General features: G+C 62.6%; 20 protein-coding genes and 1 pseudogene. 12 read left to right on the forward strand and 9 right to left on the reverse strand.

Annotation, left to right across the window (positions count from 1 at the left end):
• Positions 1–9: 9 nt before the first annotated feature.
• Positions 10–1,845, reverse strand: a complete 1,836-nt coding sequence (locus EOB80_RS08220) for a monovalent cation:proton antiporter-2 (CPA2) family protein (protein ID WP_127327301.1) — start codon at positions 1,843–1,845, stop codon at positions 10–12.
• Between the two features lie 161 nt (positions 1,846–2,006).
• Between EOB80_RS08220 and EOB80_RS08225 the strand changes: the two genes are divergently transcribed.
• The 3 genes from EOB80_RS08225 (at position 2,007) to EOB80_RS08235 (ending at position 4,714) form a co-directional block, all read left to right on the forward strand.
• The gene (locus tag EOB80_RS08225; protein ID WP_206516798.1) at positions 2,007–2,996 is read left to right on the forward strand and encodes an AraC family transcriptional regulator; all 990 of its coding nucleotides are present in this window, start codon (positions 2,007–2,009) and stop codon (positions 2,994–2,996) included.
• Between the two features lie 60 nt (positions 2,997–3,056).
• Entirely contained in the window at positions 3,057–4,265 is a 1,209-nt protein-coding gene (locus EOB80_RS08230; protein ID WP_127327303.1) for an MFS transporter, read from the forward strand.
• Between the two features lie 182 nt (positions 4,266–4,447).
• Positions 4,448–4,714, forward strand: a complete 267-nt coding sequence (locus EOB80_RS08235) for a hypothetical protein (protein ID WP_127271315.1) — start codon at positions 4,448–4,450, stop codon at positions 4,712–4,714.
• 109 nt (positions 4,715–4,823) lie between these two features.
• Here EOB80_RS08235 and EOB80_RS08240 read toward each other — a convergent pair whose 3' ends face one another.
• From EOB80_RS08240 to EOB80_RS08255, 4 genes are all read right to left on the reverse strand, one after another.
• Positions 4,824–5,378: a hypothetical protein gene (locus EOB80_RS08240; RefSeq protein WP_127327304.1), complete on the reverse strand. Its 555-nt coding sequence runs from the start codon at positions 5,376–5,378 to the stop codon at positions 4,824–4,826.
• 135 nt (positions 5,379–5,513) lie between these two features.
• Complete coding sequence (locus EOB80_RS08245; protein ID WP_127327305.1) at positions 5,514–6,602, reverse strand: YcjF family protein; 1,089 nt, start codon at positions 6,600–6,602, stop codon at positions 5,514–5,516.
• Positions 6,599–8,077 (reverse strand): YcjX family protein, encoded by a 1,479-nt coding sequence (locus tag EOB80_RS08250; RefSeq protein WP_127327306.1) that lies wholly within the window; start codon positions 8,075–8,077, stop codon positions 6,599–6,601. The genes EOB80_RS08245 and EOB80_RS08250 overlap by 4 nt, the downstream gene beginning before the upstream one ends.
• A 63-nt stretch (positions 8,078–8,140) precedes the next feature.
• Entirely contained in the window at positions 8,141–8,644 is a 504-nt protein-coding gene (locus EOB80_RS08255) for a histidine phosphatase family protein (protein ID WP_127327307.1), read from the reverse strand.
• A 330-nt stretch (positions 8,645–8,974) separates the two neighbouring features.
• Between EOB80_RS08255 and dksA the strand changes: the two genes are divergently transcribed.
• Positions 8,975–9,391 (forward strand): RNA polymerase-binding protein DksA, encoded by a 417-nt coding sequence (dksA, locus tag EOB80_RS08260; RefSeq protein WP_013531862.1) that lies wholly within the window; start codon positions 8,975–8,977, stop codon positions 9,389–9,391.
• A 204-nt stretch (positions 9,392–9,595) separates the two neighbouring features.
• Here the strand turns inward: dksA and EOB80_RS08265 are convergent, their stop codons facing one another.
• Positions 9,596–10,336 carry a flagellar biosynthetic protein FliO gene (locus EOB80_RS08265; RefSeq protein ID WP_127327308.1) on the reverse strand — a complete coding sequence of 247 codons (741 nt, stop codon included), beginning with the start codon at positions 10,334–10,336 and terminating at the stop codon, positions 9,596–9,598.
• A 223-nt stretch (positions 10,337–10,559) separates the two neighbouring features.
• Between EOB80_RS08265 and EOB80_RS08270 the strand changes: the two genes are divergently transcribed.
• Together EOB80_RS08270 and EOB80_RS08275 are read left to right on the forward strand one after the other, a co-directional pair.
• A complete protein-coding gene (locus EOB80_RS08270; protein WP_023813021.1) occupies positions 10,560–13,133 on the forward strand; it encodes an ATP-binding protein in 2,574 nt (857 codons plus the stop codon).
• 87 nt (positions 13,134–13,220) lie between these two features.
• Positions 13,221–13,928, forward strand: coding sequence for a purine-nucleoside phosphorylase (locus tag EOB80_RS08275; RefSeq protein ID WP_127271305.1), 708 nt, complete (start codon positions 13,221–13,223; stop codon positions 13,926–13,928).
• 5 nt (positions 13,929–13,933) lie between these two features.
• Here the strand turns inward: EOB80_RS08275 and EOB80_RS08280 are convergent, their stop codons facing one another.
• A complete protein-coding gene (locus EOB80_RS08280) occupies positions 13,934–14,191 on the reverse strand; it encodes a hypothetical protein (protein WP_245466288.1) in 258 nt (85 codons plus the stop codon).
• A gap of 143 nt (positions 14,192–14,334) precedes the next feature.
• Here EOB80_RS08280 and EOB80_RS08285 point away from each other — a divergent pair, with 143 nt between their 5' ends.
• Positions 14,335–14,772, forward strand: a complete 438-nt coding sequence (locus tag EOB80_RS08285) for a VOC family protein (RefSeq protein WP_127327309.1) — start codon at positions 14,335–14,337, stop codon at positions 14,770–14,772.
• A 10-nt stretch (positions 14,773–14,782) separates the two neighbouring features.
• On the opposite strand, the gene EOB80_RS08290 is transcribed toward EOB80_RS08285, so the two are convergent.
• On the reverse strand, positions 14,783–15,088 hold the full coding sequence (locus EOB80_RS08290; RefSeq protein ID WP_127268969.1) for a ribbon-helix-helix domain-containing protein: 306 nt from the start codon (positions 15,086–15,088) through the stop codon (positions 14,783–14,785).
• A 208-nt stretch (positions 15,089–15,296) separates the two neighbouring features.
• On the opposite strand from EOB80_RS08290, the gene EOB80_RS08295 reads away from it, so the two are divergent.
• From EOB80_RS08295 to EOB80_RS08305, 3 genes are all read left to right on the forward strand, one after another.
• Entirely contained in the window at positions 15,297–15,692 is a 396-nt protein-coding gene (locus EOB80_RS08295; RefSeq protein ID WP_127327310.1) for a VOC family protein, read from the forward strand.
• 87 nt (positions 15,693–15,779) lie between these two features.
• Positions 15,780–16,310, forward strand: a complete 531-nt coding sequence (locus EOB80_RS08300) for a gluconate 2-dehydrogenase subunit 3 family protein (protein WP_127268967.1) — start codon at positions 15,780–15,782, stop codon at positions 16,308–16,310.
• A 46-nt stretch (positions 16,311–16,356) separates the two neighbouring features.
• Positions 16,357–17,928 (forward strand): GMC family oxidoreductase, encoded by a 1,572-nt coding sequence (locus EOB80_RS08305; RefSeq protein WP_127327311.1) that lies wholly within the window; start codon positions 16,357–16,359, stop codon positions 17,926–17,928.
• Between the two features lie 64 nt (positions 17,929–17,992).
• Here EOB80_RS08305 and EOB80_RS08310 read toward each other — a convergent pair whose 3' ends face one another.
• On the reverse strand, positions 17,993–18,406 hold the full coding sequence (locus EOB80_RS08310; RefSeq protein ID WP_127327312.1) for a hypothetical protein: 414 nt from the start codon (positions 18,404–18,406) through the stop codon (positions 17,993–17,995).
• 309 nt (positions 18,407–18,715) lie between these two features.
• Between EOB80_RS08310 and urtA the strand changes: the two genes are divergently transcribed.
• Positions 18,716–20,026: an urea ABC transporter substrate-binding protein gene (urtA, locus tag EOB80_RS08315; RefSeq protein ID WP_027036733.1), complete on the forward strand. Its 1,311-nt coding sequence runs from the start codon at positions 18,716–18,718 to the stop codon at positions 20,024–20,026.
• A 108-nt stretch (positions 20,027–20,134) separates the two neighbouring features.
• A pseudogene (locus EOB80_RS35115) lies at positions 20,135–21,109 on the forward strand (urea ABC transporter permease subunit UrtB); the annotation flags it as partial.

Below are 21,109 nucleotides of genomic sequence, written 5' to 3' on the forward strand. Positions count from 1 at the left end.
ATTCCTTGCTCAATCGGCGGGTTCGGACTTGTGCAGCACACCCGCGGTTTCTTCATTGAGTGCCTGACCAGGCCGGCGCGGCGTGGAGAGCGGTGTCGGAATCGGCGTACCGATATTGCCTCTCAGGAAGCGCTGTCCGGCGCGAATGCCTTCGGCAAGCTGGGTTTCGAAGCGATCGGTGTCGCGGCGCCTGACGTCTTCGATCGTTTCAGCCACGTCTTCGGGATCGACGCCCAGCGATTCCAGGGCCGAGCCGCCGAAAACAAGTGCGGATTCGAAGGTTTCGCGCAGCTGGTAGTCGACGCCGGCGCGAATGAGCTGCAGCGCGGTACCACGATCGAAAGCGCGGGCCAGCACGGTGAGCAAAGGAAACTCAGCCTTGATGAGCTCCGCGATGCGAACAGCCACATCGGCCTTGTCGACGCAGATCAGCACGGCACGCGCACGGCCGGCGCCGGCGGCATGCAGGATGTCCAGTCGCGTGCCGTCGCCATAATAGACCTTGAAGCCGAAATCGGCCGCCGCCTGGATCATTTCGACGTCATTGTCGATGATCGAGACGTCGATGCCGCGCAGCAGCAGCGGCTGGCTCGCGATCTGGCCGAAGCGGCCGAAACCAATGACCAGCACGCTGCCGGTCAGGCCATCGGCGACATCGACCCCGTCGAGCGACTGCTCGTCACGCGGCGTCAGATAGCGCAAGGCGATGATGGCCAGCGGCGTCAGCACCATGGAGATGATGACGATCGCCGTCAGCGTCGCGTTGGCCTGGCCATCGATGATGCCGACCGCCGCGGCCGCCGAGTAAAGGACAAAGGCGAATTCGCCGCCTTGTGCCATGAAGACCGCGCGCTCCAGGGCTTCGCGGTGGCCTGATTTCAGGATGCGGGCGACGATGTAGATACCGAATGCCTTCATCACCATGTAGGTGACGACATAGATGGCGATCAGCCGCCAGTTCGCCGCGACCACATGCAGGTCGAGCGACATGCCTACCGCGAGAAAGAACAGGCCAAGCAGGATGCCGCGGAAGGGTTCGATGTCGGCTTCGAGTTGGTGACGGAAGGTCGATTCGGACAAAAGCACGCCGGCCAGGAAGGCACCCATCGCCATCGACAGGCCGCTGAGTTGCATGGCGAGGGCGGAGCCAAGGACGACCAGAAGTGCCGCCGCCGTCATCACCTCGCGGGCACGGGCATCCGCCAGGATGCGGAAGAACGGGTTGAGCAGATAGCGGCCGGCCACCACCAGGCCGATGATCGCGGCAAGGCCGATGCCGATTTCGGTCAGCCGCTCCATCAGGCTGGTGTCGGTACCGCCGGGCGCCAGGAACGCGATCAGGGCCAGCAGCGGCACGATGGCAAGATCCTCGAGCAGCAGGACCGATACGATGCGCTGGCCTTTCGGTGCGGCGATTTCACCGCGTTCCTCCAGGAGTTGCATGACGATCGCCGTCGAGGTCAGCACGAAGCCGGCGCCGGCGACGAAGGATTGCGCGATCGGAAACCCTCCAGCCATGCCGACACCGGTCAGCAGAAGCGCGCAGACGCCGACCTGCAGCGCACCGAGGCCGAAGATCTCACGGCGCAGGCCCCACAGCCGCGACGGCTGCATTTCCAGCCCGATGATGAACAGGAACATCACCACACCGAGCTCGGCGACATGAAGAATGGCTTCCGATTCGGAAAAGACGCCGAGGCCGAACGGACCGATCACCACGCCGGCGGCCAGATAGCCGAGGATCGAGCCAAGGCCCATGCGCTTGAAGATCGGAACGGCAACGACGCCGGCAGCAAGCAGTGCCACCACCTGAATCAGATCACTGCCCGATGCTTCCGCCGCCATGCCTCTTGTCCCTGTGTCTAGCAGAAACTCCTTGCATGCAGTTGGAGTGGGAGGCAAGGCGAGAAATCTGCCGGGAAGGGTAGGGCGCCGCTGCAACGATTCACCTGGTGGAACAACGGTCCCCGCTTGCCTGCCGGACGTTCGGCATCTATATCAGGCACATGCCTGACTATTCGTCCCGACCGCCTTCGACGCCACATATCCCGATGGATGCGCTCAGCGAAGTTTTACAAGACTTTCGCTTGAGTGGTGTCAACTACGGCCGCTGCGAGCTCCGGCACCCATGGAGCATAGACTTTCCGCAACAACAGCTGCTTCGGTTTCACTTTGTCGGCCAGGGCCCGTGCTGGATTCATACTGAATCGCAAGGCTGGCAGGAGTTGCGCGATGGCGATCTGGTGCTGCTGCCGCAAGGCATTGCCCATCGGCTGGCGAGCGCGCCGGACGTTGCAGGGGACTCGCTCGAAGGTTGCAAGGTGATCAAGTTGGGGGGCAACGTCTGCGAAGTGGTACGGCAAGGAACGGGCGCCACGAGCACCCTTTTCTGCGGCTCCATGGCCTTGGACTCCTATGCACTCAACCCATTGATAACGTTGATGCCGCCTGTCATCAAGGGTTGCGACGTGGCCGGCAATGACCCGGTCGTCGGTCCTTTGCTGGCGGCCATGACGGTGGAGGCCTCGCAACCGCAGATGGGCAGCGCCACGATTCTGTCGCGTATGGCCGACTTGCTGACGGCCCGGCTCATACGCTGCTGGGTCAATTGCAACGGAGCCTCGACCACCGGTTGGCTCGCAGCCATCCGCGACCCCCATATAGGCCGCGCTTTGGCGGCCATGCACCGCAGCCCCGGCCACAACTGGACGCTGGGAAGCCTGGCCGGCGTGGCAGGCCAATCGCGTTCGATTTTCGCCGAGCGTTTCAGTGCGGTATTGGGGGAGGGTGCCGCACACTATCTCGCCCGCCTGCGTATGCAGCTTGCCCGCGAATTGCTGGGCCAAAACGGCTTGTCGGTTGCCGAAGTCGCTACCCGTTTGGGCTATGATTCCGAGGCATCCTTCGCGCGCGCGTTCAAGCGCATCACCAATGTCTCGCCGGGCGTTGTGCGCCGCACAATTCCCGGACGAATGGATATGAATTTCGGATTCTAAGATACATATCATCCGGGCGGACTCGCCTATTTAAGACCTCCAAACTTTGGAGATCTTTCCGTGACTGACACAACATTACAGATTGAAGACGCCGCGATTGGCCTTGATGCCGATGCACCAGCCGCGTGGAGTTCAGCCACCTGGTTCGCGGTCATTTCATTGGCGGCCACCAGCTTTGCCCTGGTGTCGGCCGAATTCCTGCCCGCAGGTCTGCTGACGCCAATGGCACGTGATCTCGGCATCAGCGAGGGGACGGCCGGCCAGGTCGTCACCGCCACCGCTTCCGTCGGCGCCGTGACGGCCATGTTGAGCAATGTTCTCATCGGCCGCTTGAACCGCAAGGCGGTGCTGGTTGGTCTCAGCGCTCTTGCGGTCGGTTCCAATATCCTGGCGGCGCTGGCGACCGATTTCTGGCTGTTGCTGTTGGGCCGGGCCGGGCTGGGCATCGCTCTCAGCGCTTTCTGGGCACTTTCGGTCGCCGTCGTGGCGAGGCTGGTTGGCGCCAATGCGACAGGTCGGGGCATGGCGATCGTCACCCTCGGCGTCTCGCTTGCCACCATTGCCGCACCGTCGATGGGCGCGTTGATCAGTGACTGGATAGGGTGGCGCAGTGCCATGGCCATGACGGCGGGGCTGGCCGCGCTTGCCATGCTGCTGCAGTTTCTCAGCCTGCCGACCTTGCCTGCAACGGCTAGCAACAGCCTTGCAGATGTATTTCGGCTGACCCGGCGGCGCGGCATCCAACTCGGCATGCTGGCTATTGTTTTGCTGATGACGGGGCATTTTGCCGGCTCGGTCTATGTGCGTCCCTTCCTCGAACAGGTGACACTCCTTACAACCGGACCGATTGCCCTGGCTCTGCTCGGGTTTGGCATCGCTGCCGTGATCGGTAATGTTGCCGGCGGCCGCATGGCCGACACCAACATCCACATGGCCCTCGCAGTCACCGCAGCGTTGATGGCGGTTGCGGCACTTACTTTGGTGCTTTGGGGCTCGCATATCGGCGTTGCCTTCGGCTTCGTTACGCTGTGGGGTTTCGCCTTTGGCATGGCGCCGGTGGTGCTGCCGACCAATATGTCGCGCGCGGCGCCTGATGCGCTGGAGGCAGCGGGTAGCCTGATGGTCACCTCTTTCCAAATTGCCATCACCATCGGCGCGGTTGTCGGCGGCTATGTCGTGGACACCTATGGCGCGACCGGGCCTTTGACTCTGACTGCTGTCCTTGCCGCATCGACCGCCGTCTTGGCGCTGCTGCAGCCACGCAGCTGAACTTTGCTGCCGCTGACAAAATAGCCTGAATCCGGGCCGCCGCCGATGTTGCAGGCGCGATACACAAGTTGAGGCCGGGAACACGTTGCATCTTGCCGCAATCGAAGGCTAAGGACGCTCGGCTTCGGCCATTGGAGGGTGATCGACGATCAAGTCGCGCCCTTTTTGAGGAGATGACTGACATGAAGAAGTTTTTGTTTGTTGCCGTCGGCCTGGCGGTGCTTGCCGGTTCGGCTTGCTCGAAGGCGCCCGAGTGCACGGCGGAAATCGCGACCAAGAAGGCGCAGGACATGGCTACCGCGCTGCAGGAAGCGATTACCAAGGACCCGTCCAAAGCGGCTGATCTGACGGCCAAGGTCCAGGCGGTGACAACCAAGTATCAGGGCGCTACGACATTGGCCGACGCCTGCAAGGCCTATGACGAACTGACGGCCACAATCAAAGGCTAACGCCCTGATTTGAGATCAAGGCCTAAGCGCCTGATTCGATGGGTCAAGGGAGAGGGCGGTGACCGTTGGGTCGTCGCCTTTTTTTCGGATTTTTCAGTTCGGCGCGATTTCAGTTCGGCGCGATGGAGCCGACTTCGACTGCATCGACGCGCTTCAAGCTCATGCCGATCACCGGGACCAGCTGGTCGTCGACGCGCACGGCAATGGTCACTGTCATCGAATTGTCGTCAGGGATGCGAGCCTGCATGACGCCGCGCAGTTGGTTGCGGTTGATGGTGAAGACCACTTTGCGGGGATCGACGACGTTGCCGCCGATGATGTCGAGGCCGGAACCGGTCGCGCCACCCATAAAGCTGCCCTTGTAGCCCTCACGGCCCTTGCGCTCGATCTTGGCCGACATCTGCTGGGTAAACATGCCAACCCGGCAGCCGCCGTCGAGCGACATGCCGACCTTGCCGTCGGGCGTCGAGCCGGTAAAGCTGCAGTTGAACTTGGTGCCTTTGTACTTGCCGGCGACGATTTCGCCGGGACCGATCCACTTGCCTTCAGCGGACTGGAAGAACTGCTTGTCCGGCTCCGCCGCAGAGGCCACTCCGGCAATGCCGACGACTGCCGCAATCACCGTTGCCAAGGGCAGGACGCTGGATAGAATTACGCTTTTCATCGACGACACCCGGCAACAAAGATGCTGTTTGGAACCCGTCTGACCATGAACAAGATTGGTTAATGCTTCGTCACCGAGGGGCCGCCGCAGAGCAGTCCGGTAACGATTCCGAATGTCCGGACACTCCAGCCCGTCTCACTTGCCGGATGGGGTCGTTTCACCATCTTTCCTGGTTGCGAACGATGTCAGCGCCGAGAGGAAGTCGCCCAATCCGGGACGCTTGGCGGCGCTGAAGGGCAGGGGTCGCGCCGTCTCCATCGCGGCGATGCCGATGCGCGCCGTCATCATGCCGTTGACGACGCCCTCGCCAAGCTTGGCCGAAAGGCGCGCGGCTAGGCCGTGGCCGACGATCTGCTGGACGAAACTGTCACCGACCGCGATCGAGCCGGTAACCGCCAGATGCGCCAGCACGCTGCGCGCCAGGCGGAAGAAACCCAGCGTTCCGGGCCGTCCGCCATAGAGCTCCGACAGGCGGCGAATGAGCCGTCCCGCCTCGAACACGACATAGGCGACATCGACCAGTGCGCGCGGGCTGACCGCCGTCACCAGCGAAACGCGTTTGGCGGCCTCGAGGATCATCACCTTCGCCCTGGCATCGAGAGGGCCCAGAATTTCTGCCTCGGCCAGGCGCACGAGATTGCCGCCGTCGATGATTTCGCCGCGCAGTTCGGCCAGCGCGCGCCGGCCGGCCGCGGTCTCGGGTTTGGCCGCGACAAAGGCCGACAATTCGTCGACGACCGATCGTGCCGCCTTGGGATCGTCACGGGCGATCGCATCAAGCGCGCGCTTTTGCAGCTTCTCGACCTCGGCGAGGCGGCCGATCGCCAGGAATTCGCGAATCAGGATCACCATAAGCGCCAGCACGGCGATGGCAGCCATGCCGGCGGCCAGCCAGCCCAGCCATTCGGCGCGCGCAAAGAGGTCGCGTATGAGCTGGTCGGTCCACAAGCCGACAGCCAGCGAAACCAGCACGCCAAAGGCGCCGAAGAAGATGCTGCCGAGCAGCGAGCGTTTCCTGGGGGCAATGGCCGGTGGCGGCTCCGCGGCAATGATGTCGGGCTCGTCGAAGACATCGACTTCCGCCGGGAGGACCATCGCGACATCGGTCTTCATCGCGCGCGGTTTGCGCTGGGCATCGGCCTGGGGGCGCGGTTGTGGGTGCATTTGTCTTGATGTGGCTTCCGGCTCGATGCGGAATGCCGCCGGCTTGCGGGGCGCGATCATGCCAAATGATCTCCAATCAGGAACTGCAAGGCACGGTCGAGTCTGATATGCGGCAGCGACAGGGTGATACCTTCGGCCGTGCGTTCTAGCTTTGGGGGACGGAAACGGACGAAGCGGATTGCAGGGTCCGCGGCATCCTGCTTGTGATCGGCTCCCGAAAGATCAAAAACCGCATCAATTTTCTCCGGTAAGTCACCAGGAAATATGGCTGTTTCAGTTTTTCCATCGAAGGTTTCGCCGTTGATCTTCTCGCCGGCGATCGGCGTGCCGATAATGACTGGCAACGTCTCTCGGCCTTGCTTGACGGTGCCTTCGCGCGTCGCGCGCACCGCCGCCATGGCGACCACATCGACGTCGGCGCCGGTGAAATTCGCCCGTGCCACGGCGCGGTCGGCAAGCCGCCGCACGATCGACTGCAGGCGGTCATGGCTTTCGTGATGCAGATGGTCGGCTTTGGTCGCGGCAACCAGGATGCGGTCGATGCGCCGCGAGAACAGGTCGGTGAGGAAGCTGCCCCGGCCAGGTCGGAAACAGCTGAGGATCTCCGTTACCGCGCGTTCCAGGTCGGCCATGGCGCCGGGGCCGGCGTTCAGCGCCTGCATGGCGTCGATCAGCACGATCTGGCGATCGAGGCGGGTGATGTGTTCGCGGAAGAAGGGTTTGACGACATGGGTCTTGTAGGCCTCGTAGCGCCGGTCCATCATGGCGTGCAGCGACCCTGCGCGCGGACGCCTGTCGCGAATCCCGGCCAGGGGCGCGAAAGTCAGTGCCGGCGAGCCTTCGAGATCGCCCGGCATCAGGAAACGGCCGGGCGGCAAGGTCGAAAGCGCCCGCTCGTCGAGCTTGCAGGCCTTCAGATAGGCGGCGAAGCTTTCGGCCAGGCGGCGCGCCGTCATCTCGTCGGCATCCGCGTCCGGATCGATCCCAGCCGACAGCGCCCGCCAGGCCTGCGACAGGTCCTCGCGCACCGGCAGAACGGCCATTTCAAAGGCTTCGTGCGAAAAATCGGCGAAGGATTTGCCGAGCAGGGGCAGATCGAGCAGCCATTCGCCGGGATAATCGACGATATCGACCGACAGTCTGCCTGAAGAAAACATGCGGCTCCAGCCGGAAGCCGATTCATATTCGATGGTCAGCCGCAGTTCCGAAATGGCGCGCGTCGAATCGGGCCAGGCACGATCGTTGACCAGGGCGGCAATGTGGTCCTCGTACTGGAAACGCGGCACCGCGTCGTCGGGCTGCTGCTCGAGGAAGGCGCGGGCGATGCGCCCAGATTTCTGCGCCTCGAACAGCGGCAGGCGGCCGCCATGGATCAAATTGTGGACTAGGGCCGATATGAACACCGTTTTGCCGGCGCGGGACAATCCGGTCACGCCGAGGCGCAGCGATGGGGAAAAAAGCCCGGTGGCGCGGCCTGACAGCGTGTCGAGGGCAATCCTCGCCTCGTCGGTGAAGGTGGTCAGCGATGATGCCAAAATATGCTCTCTCGGACTTCGGTCCGCCCGATATAGGCTCTACAACCAGGCTTTGAAATGGCTTCAGAGATCGGCCGGCGTCAGGAACGCTTCGAGATAGCCGGCGCCTTGGGCGGCGCTGGCAAGATCGCCGTCGAAGCGGACGACCGCCAGGCCCGCGGTCGGAAACCCGTGGTTCAGCGTGGCCCGCGCGGTTTCGTCGCCGTCGCCCGAAACTGCCATGGTGAGGTCTTCCATCATCGGGTTGTGGCCAATGACCAGCAATGAGCCCGATCCGCCATTGTCGCGGATAAGGTGGAGGTAACCGGCCGCGTCCGCGCTGTAGAGCGCGTCGAAGAACAGGACCCGGCCGGTGTCGGTCTGGCCTGCCAGGCTTTCCAGCGTCTCCTTGGCGCGTTTGGCATTGGAGCAGAGCGTGCGGTTCGGAACATAGAGGCGGGAGCGCATGGCGGCGCCCATCATTTCGGCATCGGAACGGCCGGACGCGTCGAGCGGGCGATCGAAATCCCGCATGCCGGGCAGTGCCCAGCCAGCCTTTGCATGTCGCAACAGATAAAGCCTGCTCACCCAACCTCCGAATGCCGAAGCCTCCCGGGATTAGCCACGAGAACGGCGTTGCGCACAATGCCCGTGCTCTTCAAACACAGCGAATCACCCAATGCTGCTTGCTGCAAAGGCGCTTGCGTATCGCCCCGGGATCACGGCCGATCTCGGAAAGCATGTGCCACCGGATCCAAAGTGTCTCGGCGGAGTTTGTACCGAAGCGACCGTACGCGGCTGCAAAGACCCGTGGCGGGGTACTTTAACAATTGCGTGAAACAGCGGCCGATTGCGCTTGTGCAGGCGTCGGACGACGAATATATAGGCGCCAAATTTGGGGCAGTTTGGGTGAGTCGAATGAACGACATCGTTACCGCCGATTACGTACCCTCCGAAGACGAGCCGTTCATGAACGAGCGGCAGAAATCCTACTTCCGCTCAAAGCTCGTCACCTGGAAGAATGACATATTGCGCGAAGCGCGCGAAACACTGGAAATCCTGCAGCAAGAAAACGCCAACCACCCCGATCTGGCCGACCGCGCCTCTTCGGAAACCGACCGTGCCATCGAACTCAGGGCCCGTGACCGTCAGCGCAAGCTCATTGCAAAGATCGACTCCGCCCTGCAGCGCATCGACGAAGGCACTTACGGCTATTGCGAAGAGACCGGCGAGCCGATCGCGCTGAAGCGGCTCGATGCGCGTCCGATCGCGACATTGTCGATCGAAGCGCAGGAGCGGCATGAGCGCCGCGAAAAAGTCTATCGCGACGACTGAAGGTCAAGGCCGGCGGCGCACGGCCGGCTGTCCCGAACGAACTCGATCCTGAAAATGGCCGGTTTTCCGGCCATTTCTATTGGTGCGGCATCCACCGCTCGGGGGCGCGTGAAGGCCGCAAACCCTTGATATTTGGCGCTTGGACGAGGTGGTTCGGCAGCGGACCGGCGGCGATGTTTCGCGGGATAGCGACCCGGCCGCCGCTCATCTCTTCTGACTGGAGAGTTCGCCGAGAAGCTTGGTCATCTCGTCGTCGAGCGACTGCGGCGCCGCCGGCTTACCCACCGGGCCGCCCGAACGGGGCTGGTCCAGCGACACTTCGAGTTCCCTCATCAGCGTGTCGTCGATGCTGTCTTGCACCGGCTGCGGTGGTGGCGCGTGCCGGGCGGTGTTGGCATTGGCGGAGCCGTAGGCCGGCAACGGCGTGACATTGGTCGGCTGATAGCTTTGCGTTGCCGGCTTCGGTGCAGGTGCCGGCGGCGCTGTTGGACGCGGGCGGGCGGGCGTCGTGTTCACCGGCTGTGGAGCGGGTGCCTGTCTCGCCGGCGGCGGAGCGGGTAGCGGCGGACGCGGCCTTGTTGCTGCCGGGGCCGCGGTGGCCGGAACCGGCTGCAAGCCACCGTCTCCGGTCAATGCCGGCCGGCGTAGCGCCGAAAGTCGGATATCGCGTTCGACGACGACGTCGGTCGGGCCGCCGATCAGAAGCAGGTGCTCGATATCGTCGCGGCGTATCAGCACCAACCTGCGATGGCTGTCGACGGCGGTGGCATCCATGACGGCCAGTCGCGTCTTGCGGTTCCGGCCGCCGGCGACGAAGGTTCCGAATGTCAGGTTGCGCACCAGCTTGATGATGACGAGAACGATGACCAGCAAGACAAGCGCTGCAAACGTCCACAGCAATGCTGCGGCATAACCGGGACCTGCCACGCTATCGAGCCATTGCATTGGGTTCCCCTGATCGCCCTTGGAAGTGACGAGACACTAGACCGTTGCAGCGGGCCACCGCAAGTTGCGTTTCACGCCGGTGAACAGCTAGAAAAACTCCGAAGCCCGGAAGACATCATTTTTATCCGACATTTGCCGCCCAGGCCTTTTCCGGACTAGGAGAATGTGATTCAACCCGCTAGGGGCGGGTGTCGGAACACCGGAATTCACGAGCAGGGGGCACATGGCCAAGGAAGCGCGCGGCGATTTCTATCCGGTACCGATCGTCGACCAGAATACGCGACCCGGCGCGGTCACCCGGCTTATCATTTTCATCGTCGTTCTGACGGGGGCGGCGATCGTCTTCGGGCTTTTCCGCGAGCGCCTCGGCGATCCTTTCCTGCTCGGCATGCTCGGCGTGCTGGCGATGATCGGCGTCGGCTTCCTGTTCGCGACGGCGATCGGCTTCGTGCAGGTCACGCCACGCTCGACAGGCGACGAACTGTCGAAATCCTTCGTCGATTCGATGTCGCAGGGACTTCTCGTCACCGACACCAAGGGCCGCGTCGTCTACGCCAATCGCGCCTATGCGGATATGACCGGAGCATCGTCCGCTGCCGACCTGAAGACCGTCGAGGGATTGCTCTCGGATGTCCCCGAAGCCTCGGTGACGATCTATCGCCTGGCGTCCGGCCTGCGCGACGGCCAGCCGGGCGACGGCGAGTTTAGGCTCGCACAGTCCATTCGGCCCGGTGCCGAGCCTGGCGCCCGCTGGTACCGGGCACGCGCCCGCGCCTTCAGCGTTCCAGGCCAGCGGCTGCCGATGCTGGCCTGGCAGCTTGCCGACATCTCGCAGGAACGGGCCGAGCAGGAGCGCTTCTTCCTCGACCTGCAGAAGGCGATCGATCACCTCGACCACGCGCCGGCCGGCTTCTTTTCGGCCGACCAGGAGGGCCGCGTCACCTATATCAACGCCACGCTCGCCGAATGGCTGGGCATCGACCTCACCAGCTTCACGCCCGGCGCCGTGTCTCTGTCGGAGATCGTGGCCGGCGACGGCATGGCGCTGGTCCGCTCGGTCAAGGCCGATCCCGGCACCACACGCAACGCGGTGATCGATCTCGACCTGACGACCACGACGGGCGAAGCGCTGCCGGTGCGCTTCATGCACCGTGTTTCGGCCAGCCGCGAAGGATTGAACGGGCCGACACGCACGATCGTGCTCAACCGCACGCAAGGCGAGGATGCCTCTGCCGATTTGCGGGCTTCGGAAGTGCGCTTCACCCGCTTTTTCAACTCGACACCGATGGCGATCGCCGGCGTCGACCACAATGGGCGCATCCTGCGCACCAATGCGCCGTTCCTGTCGCTGTTTTCGTCTGTCGTCGATCGCGACGCCGTCGACCGTCGCGTAAGGCTCGACACGGTGATCCACGAACGCGACCGGCCGGCCTTCGCGGCTGCCTTCGAGAAAGCGCAGCAGCGGCAGGCCGACATCGAGCCGATCGACACGCTTTTGCCCGGCAACGACGAACGGCACATCCGCTTCTACGTCAACGCCGTCGCCGACGGCACCGGTGGCGAGGGCGCCGAGGAGTCGGCCATCGTCTACGCCGTCGAGACGACGGAGCAGAAGGCGCTCGAAGGGCAGATGGCGCAGAGCCAGAAGATGCAGGCGGTCGGCCAGCTTGCCGGCGGCATCGCGCATGATTTCAACAATGTGCTGACCGCCATCATCATGGCGTCCGACCTTTTGTTGACCAACCACCGTCCGTCGGACCCCTCCTTCCCCGATATCATGAACATCAAGCAGAACGCCAACCGGGCGGCTTCGCTGGTGCGGCAGCTTCTGGCCTTCTCGCGCAAGCAGACATTGCGGCCGGAAGTGCTCAACCTGACCGACGTGCTCGCCGATCTCAGGATGCTGCTCGCCCGCCTGGTCGGCAACGACATCAAGCTGAAGGTCGACCATGGCCGCGACCTGTGGCCGGTCAAGGTCGATATCGGGCAGTTCGAGCAGGTGGTGGTCAACCTTGCGGTCAACGCGCGCGACGCAATGCCGGCGGGCGGCGATCTCACCGTGCGCACCCGCAATGTGACCGCCGAGGAGTGCAAGGCCTTTTCCTACCGCGAACTCGCCCCGGCGGACTATGTCGTGGTCGAAGTCGAGGACACCGGCAGCGGCATCGCGCCCGACGTGCTGAAGAAGATTTTCGAGCCTTTCTTCACCACCAAGGAAGTCGGCAAGGGCACCGGCCTTGGCCTGTCGATGGTCTACGGCATCATCAAGCAGACCGGCGGCTTCATCTTTTGCGATTCCGAAGTCGGCAAAGGCTCGACCTTCCGCATTTTCCTGCCGCGTCACATCGCCGAAGCGAAAAAAGCAGGCGAGCCCGGCGATGCGCCGGCGGCGCCGGCAAAGGTCGCCGATCCGGCCAAGGATCTGTCGGGCTCGGCCACGGTGCTGCTCGTCGAGGACGAGGATGCCGTGCGCATGGGCGGCATGCGGGCGCTGACCTCGCGTGGCTACACCGTGCACGAGGCATCGTCGGGCGTCGAGGCGCTGGAAGTGTTCGAGGCGCTGGGCGGCAAGGTCGATATCGTCGTTTCCGACGTGGTCATGCCGGAAATGGACGGACCGACACTGCTTGGTGAATTGCGCAAGCGCCAGCCGGACATCAAGTTCGTCTTCGTGTCCGGCTACGCCGAGGACGCATTCGCCAGAAACCTCCCGGCAGATGCGCATTTCGGCTTTCTGCCCAAGCCGTTTTCGCTCAAGCAACTGGCGACGATCGTCAAGGACGTGCTGGAGTCTTAGAGCCTTTCCCATGTTCCACCTTGCACAACGCCGTGACAACGCCATGATTGCGGGTGAAACGGCAGGAAGGCTTAGGGGGAGCAACTGGTGACGCCGCACAACGAAGCGGACAAGGACGACTACGCCGACACGGTTTTGTTGCCGGGTGACCCGCAGCGCGCCGAGTGGATGGCGCAAACGTTCCTGGAAGCGCCGCGCTGCATCAATCGCCGCCGCGGCGCACTTGGCTTCACCGGGCTGTTTGGCGGCAAACCCGTCAGCATCCAGGCGACGGGCATCGGCGTTTCATCGTTTCTGATCTATGCGCATGAATTGCTGGACCATTATGGCGCCCGGACGTTGATCCGCACCGGCACCTGCGGCAGCCTGACCGCAAAGGCAAAACTGCGCAGCCTTGTCATCTCGCAATCGGCACAGGCGGAAAGCGCCCAGAGCGGCCAGGTTTTCGGCCTTTATGGACCCGCTGGCCCCGACCCGGCGCTCCTCGCATCGTCACTGGCCAAGGCGGTAGAATTCGGCATCGACCATCATGCCGGCCTGACGGTGTGCAGCGACATCTTCTATCACCCGGAAGGGCGCGCCCGTTTTGCCGTTGCGCGGGCGCAAGGAGCCCTGGCCGTGGATATGGAAACCAGCGCGCTCTATCGCATATCGGAGCATTTCGGAGCGCGTGCGCTGTCGATGTGTGTCGTGGTCGACAACATCGAGACCGGCGAACAGACCGACTATTCCGAGCGCCAGGCGCTTTTCACCGACATGAGCCGTCTGGCGCTCGCTGTCGCAGCCGAGAGCTAGCCGAGTTACGGGAGCAATTGCTTGCGCACGGCTGCCACATCGTCGGAGGCGACCGCCGGGGCGGTGTTGCCCCAGCTGGCGCGCACATAGGTCAGGACGTCGGCGACCTCCTGGTCCTTCAGGCGCCAGGCCAGGGACGGCATGGCGGGCGTTGTCGGCGCATCAGCCGTATGCACGGCCTGACTGCCGGCAAGGACGAGCCGGGCCAATGTTTCGGAACTGCCCTGCGCAACGATAGAATTGCCGGGCCACGATCCAGCCAAGCATCCGGCCTACCTGCCCGGATGCTGGACCGATAGAAACAGCAGCGTGCCATCAGGCATGAATCAGGACCTGATCGCCCTTGCTCAGCTGGCAAGCAGCCTAAGGAGTTTACGGCCTGGACGACGCCTTATAGACTGAACACATGGCGCTCAAACGGATGGACAACATAGGAATCGTCGTCGATGACCTCGAAGAGACGATTGGTTTTTTTGGCGAGCTCGGCCTTGATCTCGAAGGGCGGGCCATGATCGAAGGGGAATGGGCCGGACGTGTCACTGGACTGGGCGATCAGCGCGTCGAGATTGCCATGATGCGGACGCCGGACGGCCACAGCCGGCTCGAACTGTCCCGTTTCCTCACGCCGCCTGTCGTCGCCGATCACCGCAACGCCCCGGTTAACGCCCTGGGCTACCTCCGCGTCATGTTCACCGTGGACGACATTGACGGGACGCTTGAAAGGCTCCGCAATCGCGGTGCGCGGCTCGGAGGCGAAGTCGTCCAGTATAAAGACGTGTATCGGCTATGTTACATTCGAGGGCCTGGAGGGCTTCTCATCGGGCTCGCGCAAGAACTCAGCTGAGCGCAATGCGCTAAGCAGCCTCCCGCTTCGGCACCATCTGCTCATCCATTCCCGGCCGATGGCCCCGCAGATAGAGCGCGCAGGTGGTGCGCAGCATCGACGCAAAGTTCGGGATGGCGCCGTTGATCTCGATGGCTTCGTCATAAAGCTTCGAAATGAATTTTGGCGTCGTCAAATCCTGGTTTTCGGCGATTTCGTCCAGCAAAGCCCAGAATGTCGCTTCGAGCTGGATGCTGGTCGAGTGGCCGTCGATGCGAATCGACCGGTTGATCTGGCGATAGCCTTCGGGATCCTGGCCCGCAAACACCCTGCACATCCGACAAACCTCCCATGATTGTTGGTCTTGGGTGGACGGGCGTGCAGTTTGATACTGCTTGACCTGTCCCCACATGCATTCTCGGGCAAAATTGCCGGTCCGGCAATCGGACTTTCGTCCCGTTCGCGGCTGCGGGCGTGGTAACCGGCTGCCACCACCTTTTGTCCGTGCCGCGCATAATCGCCTCCACACCAGAACGGAGACTGATTTGGCCAAGGCGATCCACAGTATGATCCGGGTTCTCGACGAAGCCCGATCGCTCGATTTCTACAGAAACGCCTTCGGGCTCGATGTCGCCGACAGGCTGGATTTCGAGACATTCACGCTCATTTACCTCAGCAATGCCGAGGCAGGGTTCGAGCTCGAACTGACCGTGAACAAGGATCGGCAGGAGCTTTACGAGCTCGGCGACGGCTACGGCCATCTGGCGGTCTCGGTCGTCGATCTCGACGGCGAACATGATCGTCTCGGCGCGCTAGGGCTCAACCCGAAGAAAATCGTCGAGTTCAACCGCGACGGATCGCTGATCGCCCGCTTTTTCTTCATCGAGGATCCCGACGGCTACAAGATCGAGGTTCTGCAACGCGGAGGTCGCTTCCAATAGGACACATCGCAGCCGTCCCCTGACGGGGGCAGCGCGCCAGCAACGGCGTTCTGAAGAGAGCGCACATAGCAAGCAGGGAGGAATAAAATGGTCACGATCTATGACGCGAAGCCTGGGCTGTCCCGTCGAGAGCTTCTTAAACGCGGCGGCATCGGCGCGCTGCTCGTCATTTCAGGCAGCGCCGTCATCAGCCCCGAGCATGCCTGGGGACTGGAGACATCGGCACTCAAGCCCGAAACCATGGCGACGCTGATCCAGATGGCGCGTGACATCTATCCGCACGATCAGGTTCCGGACAAATATTACGCCATTGCCGTGAAAGGCCACGACGAACAGGCCGGCAAGGACGCCGCCTACAAGACTATGCTCGAAGATGGCATCGCCGACCTCGACAAGAAGTCCGGTGACGGCGGCTACCGCGGCCTTGGCTGGGAGGACCAGCGCGTCGCCGTGCTGAAGCAAATCGAGGCGACGCCGTTCTTCCAGGCCATTCGGGGTGGCCTCGTGGTCAGCCTCTACAACCAGAAAGAGGTGTGGCCGATCTTCGGTTACGAGGGCGAGTCTTATTCCAAGGGCGGCTACATCGCGCGCGGTTTCGACGACATCGAGTGGCTCTGAGCCCCGTCGTTCTTGAACCCGCAAACAGAAATCATGGGAGGAAACCATGGCAGCTTCATTTGATCTGAACAACGATGGCGTGGTCGTCATCATCGGCTCGGGCGCCGGCGGCGGCACGCTCGGCAACGAACTCGCCCAGAAGGGTGTCGACGTCGTCATCCTGGAAGCCGGCGCGCGCCACGAATACGAAGACTTCATCAATGACGAGTGGGGTTCGTTCAGCCAGCTCGCCTGGACGGACAAGCGCACCACGTCGGGCGACTGGCGTGTGGCAAAGGATTTTCCCAACCTGCCGGCCTGGATCGTCAAGTCGGTCGGCGGTTCGACCACGCATTGGGCCGGAGCTTCGCTGCGCTTCCAGGAGCATGAGTTCAAGGGGCTGTCGACCTACGGCAAACTGGAAGGCGCCAACCTGCTCGATTGGCCGATCACGCTGGCCGAGATGGAGCCCTACTATGCCAAGGCTGAGGCCAAGTTGGGTGTCACCGGCACCAATGACTGGCCGCGGCTGCCGGGCAACAACAATTTCAAGGTGCTGAAGGCCGGCGCCGACAAGCTCGGCTACAAGGAATGCCACACCGGCAACATGGCGATCAACTCGGTCGATCGCGACGACCGCATGTCCTGCCAGCAAACCGGCTTCTGCTTCCAGGGCTGCAAATGGGGCGCCAAATGGTCGACGCTCTACACCGAGATACCCAAGGGAGAGGCGACAGGCCATCTCGAAGTCAGGCCGAATGCCATGGCGATCAAGATCAACCATGACGCCAGCGGAAAGGTGACCGGCGTTGTCTACGCCGACAAGGACGGCAAGCTGCAGGAGCAGAAGGCGCGCATCGTCGCGGTTGCCGGCAATTCGATCGAGAGCCCGCGGCTGCTGCTCAATTCGGCGTCGGGGAAATTCCCCGATGGGCTTGCCAACTCGTCGGGCCAGGTCGGCAAGAACTACATGCGTCACACCACCGGCTCGGTCTATGCCATCTTCGACAGACCGGTGCACATGTATCGCGGCACGACCATGGCCGGCATCATCCGCGACGAGGCGCGGCATGATCCATCGCGCGGTTTCGTTGGTGGCTACGAGTTCGAGACGCTGTCGCTCGGCCTGCCGTTCATGGCAGCGTTTCTTGATCCGGGCGCATGGGGGCGCTCGTTCACCACAGCACTCGATCACTACGATCACATGGCCGGCCTTTGGATTGTCGGTGAGGACATGCCGCGCGCGGAGAACCGCATCACGCTGCATGCCGACGAGAAGGACGCGCACGGCATGCCGATCGCCGACGTGCATTTCGACGACCATCCGAACGACACCGCGATGCGCAACCACGCCTACAAGCAGGCTACGGCACTCTACGATGCGGTCGGCGCCACCCGCATCTTCCCGACGCCGCCCTATCCGTCGACCCACAATCTCGGCACCAACCGGATGAGCGAGAAAGCGGAAGACGGCGTCGTCAACAAGCACGGCCAGGCGCACGACATCAAGAACCTGTTCGTGTCCGATGGTAGCCAGTTCACCACCGGTGCCGCCGAAAACCCGACCCTGACGATCGTGTCGCTGGCGATCCGCCAGGCCGACTACATCGCCGCGCAGATGTCGGCCAAGACGATCTAGTCACATCCTCCCGACGGACTGCTGGCGCGGAACCCGCAAGGTTCCGCGCCTTTTTCTTGCCGCCTCACTGCTTGGTGCAGGTCGAGGCGGTGAAGGCGCCGTCGGGCTGCTTCATGATGATGTCGAAGGAGGGCACGGTTTCGCCGTCCAGCGTCGCCTGGGTCAGCGACAGTGAATTGCCGCCGGCGGTATATCCGCCCAGCGGCCCCAGCCACGAGATCACGCCGTTTGCGTCCATTTGGTAGTTGTAGCCCTGCCGCGCGGTGCCGAAGACGTTAAGGCTGGTGTAGACGGGGCCGCTGTAGACGTTCCCCTTGATGGTGATGTCGCCGAGGCTGAGGAACATGCCAAGCAGGTACACTTCGCAATGATAGGCGCCGTCAGGCATCTTGCCGTCGCTGAAATCGGCTCGCGCGGCCACGGTTGCTGCAGCCAGAAGCAGTATGCCGATGAAAATACGTGAAATACCTGAAACCATGACGTCGCTCGCTTGAAGAGCGAGCTTGCCCTATTTTTGCACCGCGCCGCAACATCGGTCGCCTGAGGCACTGGTGAGTTCAAAATCTAGGCAGATTTGGTAAATGATCGAAAAATAGGCAGAGGCTGCGCAAGCTGCGCAAAATTCCCTCAATCGATTTTTGGCCACCTCTCTTTGTTTTGTAAGCCCTATATTCCAAGGTGCTGATATCTATAATTTATTTGTGCCCTTTCGGGATTGCCAGAGCGGTTGGCATGGGGGTTGCTTTGTAGTGTTGCGGTGCAATCAACTAGCTTGGGAGTCTGTAATATGAGGGGTAATTTCTCGACAATAACAAAAATGTTTTCGGCTGGTGTGGTCGCCGCCGGCCTGTTGACGTCCGCTCCGGTCAAGGCCGCCGACGACACGATCAAGGTCGGCATTCTCCATTCGCTGTCGGGGACCATGGCGATTTCGGAGACGACGCTGAAGGACGCCATGCTGATGCTCATCGACGAGCAGAACGCCAAGGGTGGTCTGCTCGGCAAGAAGCTCGAGGCGGTCGTCGTCGATCCGGCTTCCAACTGGCCGCTGTTTGCCGAAAAAGCGCGCGAACTGATCTCCAAGGACAAGGTCGCGGCGGTGTTCGGCTGCTGGACCTCGGTGTCGCGCAAATCGGTGCTGCCGGTGTTCTCGGAACTCGACAATATCCTGTTCTACCCCGTCCAGTATGAGGGCGAGGAAAGCGAGCGCAACGTGTTCTACACCGGTGCGGCGCCGAACCAGCAGGCCATCCCGGCTGTCGACTATCTGATGAGCGAGGACGGTGGTTCGGTGAAGCGCTGGGTGCTGGAAGGCACCGACTACGTCTATCCGCGCACCACCAACAAGATCCTCGAGGCCTATCTGAAGGCCAAGGGCGTGGCGGCTGAAGACATCATGGTCAATTACACGCCGTTCGGCTTCTCCGACTGGCAGACCGAAGTTTCGGCGATCAAGAAGTTCGGTTCGGCCGGCAAGAAGACCGCCGTCGTCTCGACCGTCAACGGCGACGCCAACGTGCCGTTCTACAAGGAACTCGGCAACCAGGGCATCAAGGCCGAGGACATCCCGGTCATGGCCTTCTCGGTCGGCGAGGAAGAGCTAGCCGGTCTCGACACCGCGCCGCTGGTCGGCCATCTCGCCGCCTGGAACTATTTCGAGAGCGTCGACACGCCCGAGAACAAGAAGTTCATCGCCGACTGGCACAAGTTCATCAAGAACGACAAGCGCACCACCAACGATCCGATGGAAGCCCATTATATCGGCTTCAACATGTGGGTGAAGGCGGTCGAGAAGGCCGGCACCACCGATCCGGACAAGGTCATCGACGCCATGATCGGCGTGTCGGTGCCGAACCTGACCGGCGGCTATTCGACGATGATGCCGAACCACCACATCACCAAGCCGGTGCTGATCGGCGAAATCCAGGCCGACGGCCAGTTCGAAACCGTGTCGCGCACGCCGGGCCTGGTGATGGGTGACGAGTGGTCCGACTATCTGCCTGATTCCAAGGACCTGATCTCCGATTGGCGCGCGCCTCTGTCCTGCGGCAACTTCAATGTTGCCACCGGCAAGTGCGGCGGCAAGGGCACGAACTGATCCTCCCCGGGCTGGACCTTCAGGTCCATGCCCATGACCGCGCGCGTCCGGACGGCTTCCTCCGCCGTCCGGACGCCCACTTCAACCTTCAGGGGTGACCAGAGACCGATGACCTTGATCCGCACGGGTTTGATGCTGTTGTTCCTGCTGGCGACACTGTCGTCCTCCGGCGCCGGCGAAGCCGATCTGCGCGGCATCATCGCCAAATTCGCCACGGCCAAGGGCTTTTCCGAGATCGGGGCCGTCGTCCACGAACTGGCGGCCGCCGGCGATCCGGCGGTAGAGCGGCCGCTTGCGGCACTTGCCGACGGCAACCTGTATGTCCGCAAGGCTGATTCCCTTGTGTTTGTCGGCAAGGAAGCGGGCGAAAGCGTCCAGCTTTCCGACCCGTTGAGCGGCGAGGCGTCGGGCGAAGCGGCCAAGGACGGCATCACCAAGATCAAGGTCAACAACACGCTGCGTCGCGTCATACGCGATGCGTTGGGCACACTGACGCTCGGCGCCAAGGACCCGGCCGTGCGTGTTGCCGCCGCCGACACCATGTTCAAGACTCCCGACGCCGCAAACATCGGACCGCTCGACACGGCAATCGCCAGTGAGACCGTGGCCAGCGTCAAGGCGCTGCTCGAACAGGCTCGTGCCGCCTCCGTTCTGGTCTCCGACCGGCCCGAAGCCGACAAGCTCGCTGCAATTGCCCTGATCGGCGCGCGTGGCGACCGCGATGCGGTTTCCCTGCTCACCTCGGTCGAGGCGAATTCCACCGACGCGGTCAAGCAAGCGGCGACGACCGCAATCGCCAACATCAATTCGACGCTGGCCTTCTGGGATGCCGGGCAGAACATCTGGTACGGCATCTCGCTGGGCTCGGTGCTGCTGCTGGCGGCAATCGGCCTTGCCATCACCTTTGGCGTCATGGGCGTCATCAACATGGCGCATGGCGAGATGGTCATGCTCGGCGCCTACACGACCTTCGTCGTCCAGCAGGTGATCCGCACCTCCTTTCCCGGCCTGTTCGACTGGTCGCTGGTCATTGCGCTGCCGCTGGCCTTCCTCGTCGCGGCCCTGGTTGGCCTGATCATCGAG

This window comes from Mesorhizobium sp. M7A.F.Ca.MR.245.00.0.0 (assembly GCF_003997415.1).
GTDB lineage: Bacteria > Pseudomonadota > Alphaproteobacteria > Rhizobiales > Rhizobiaceae > Mesorhizobium.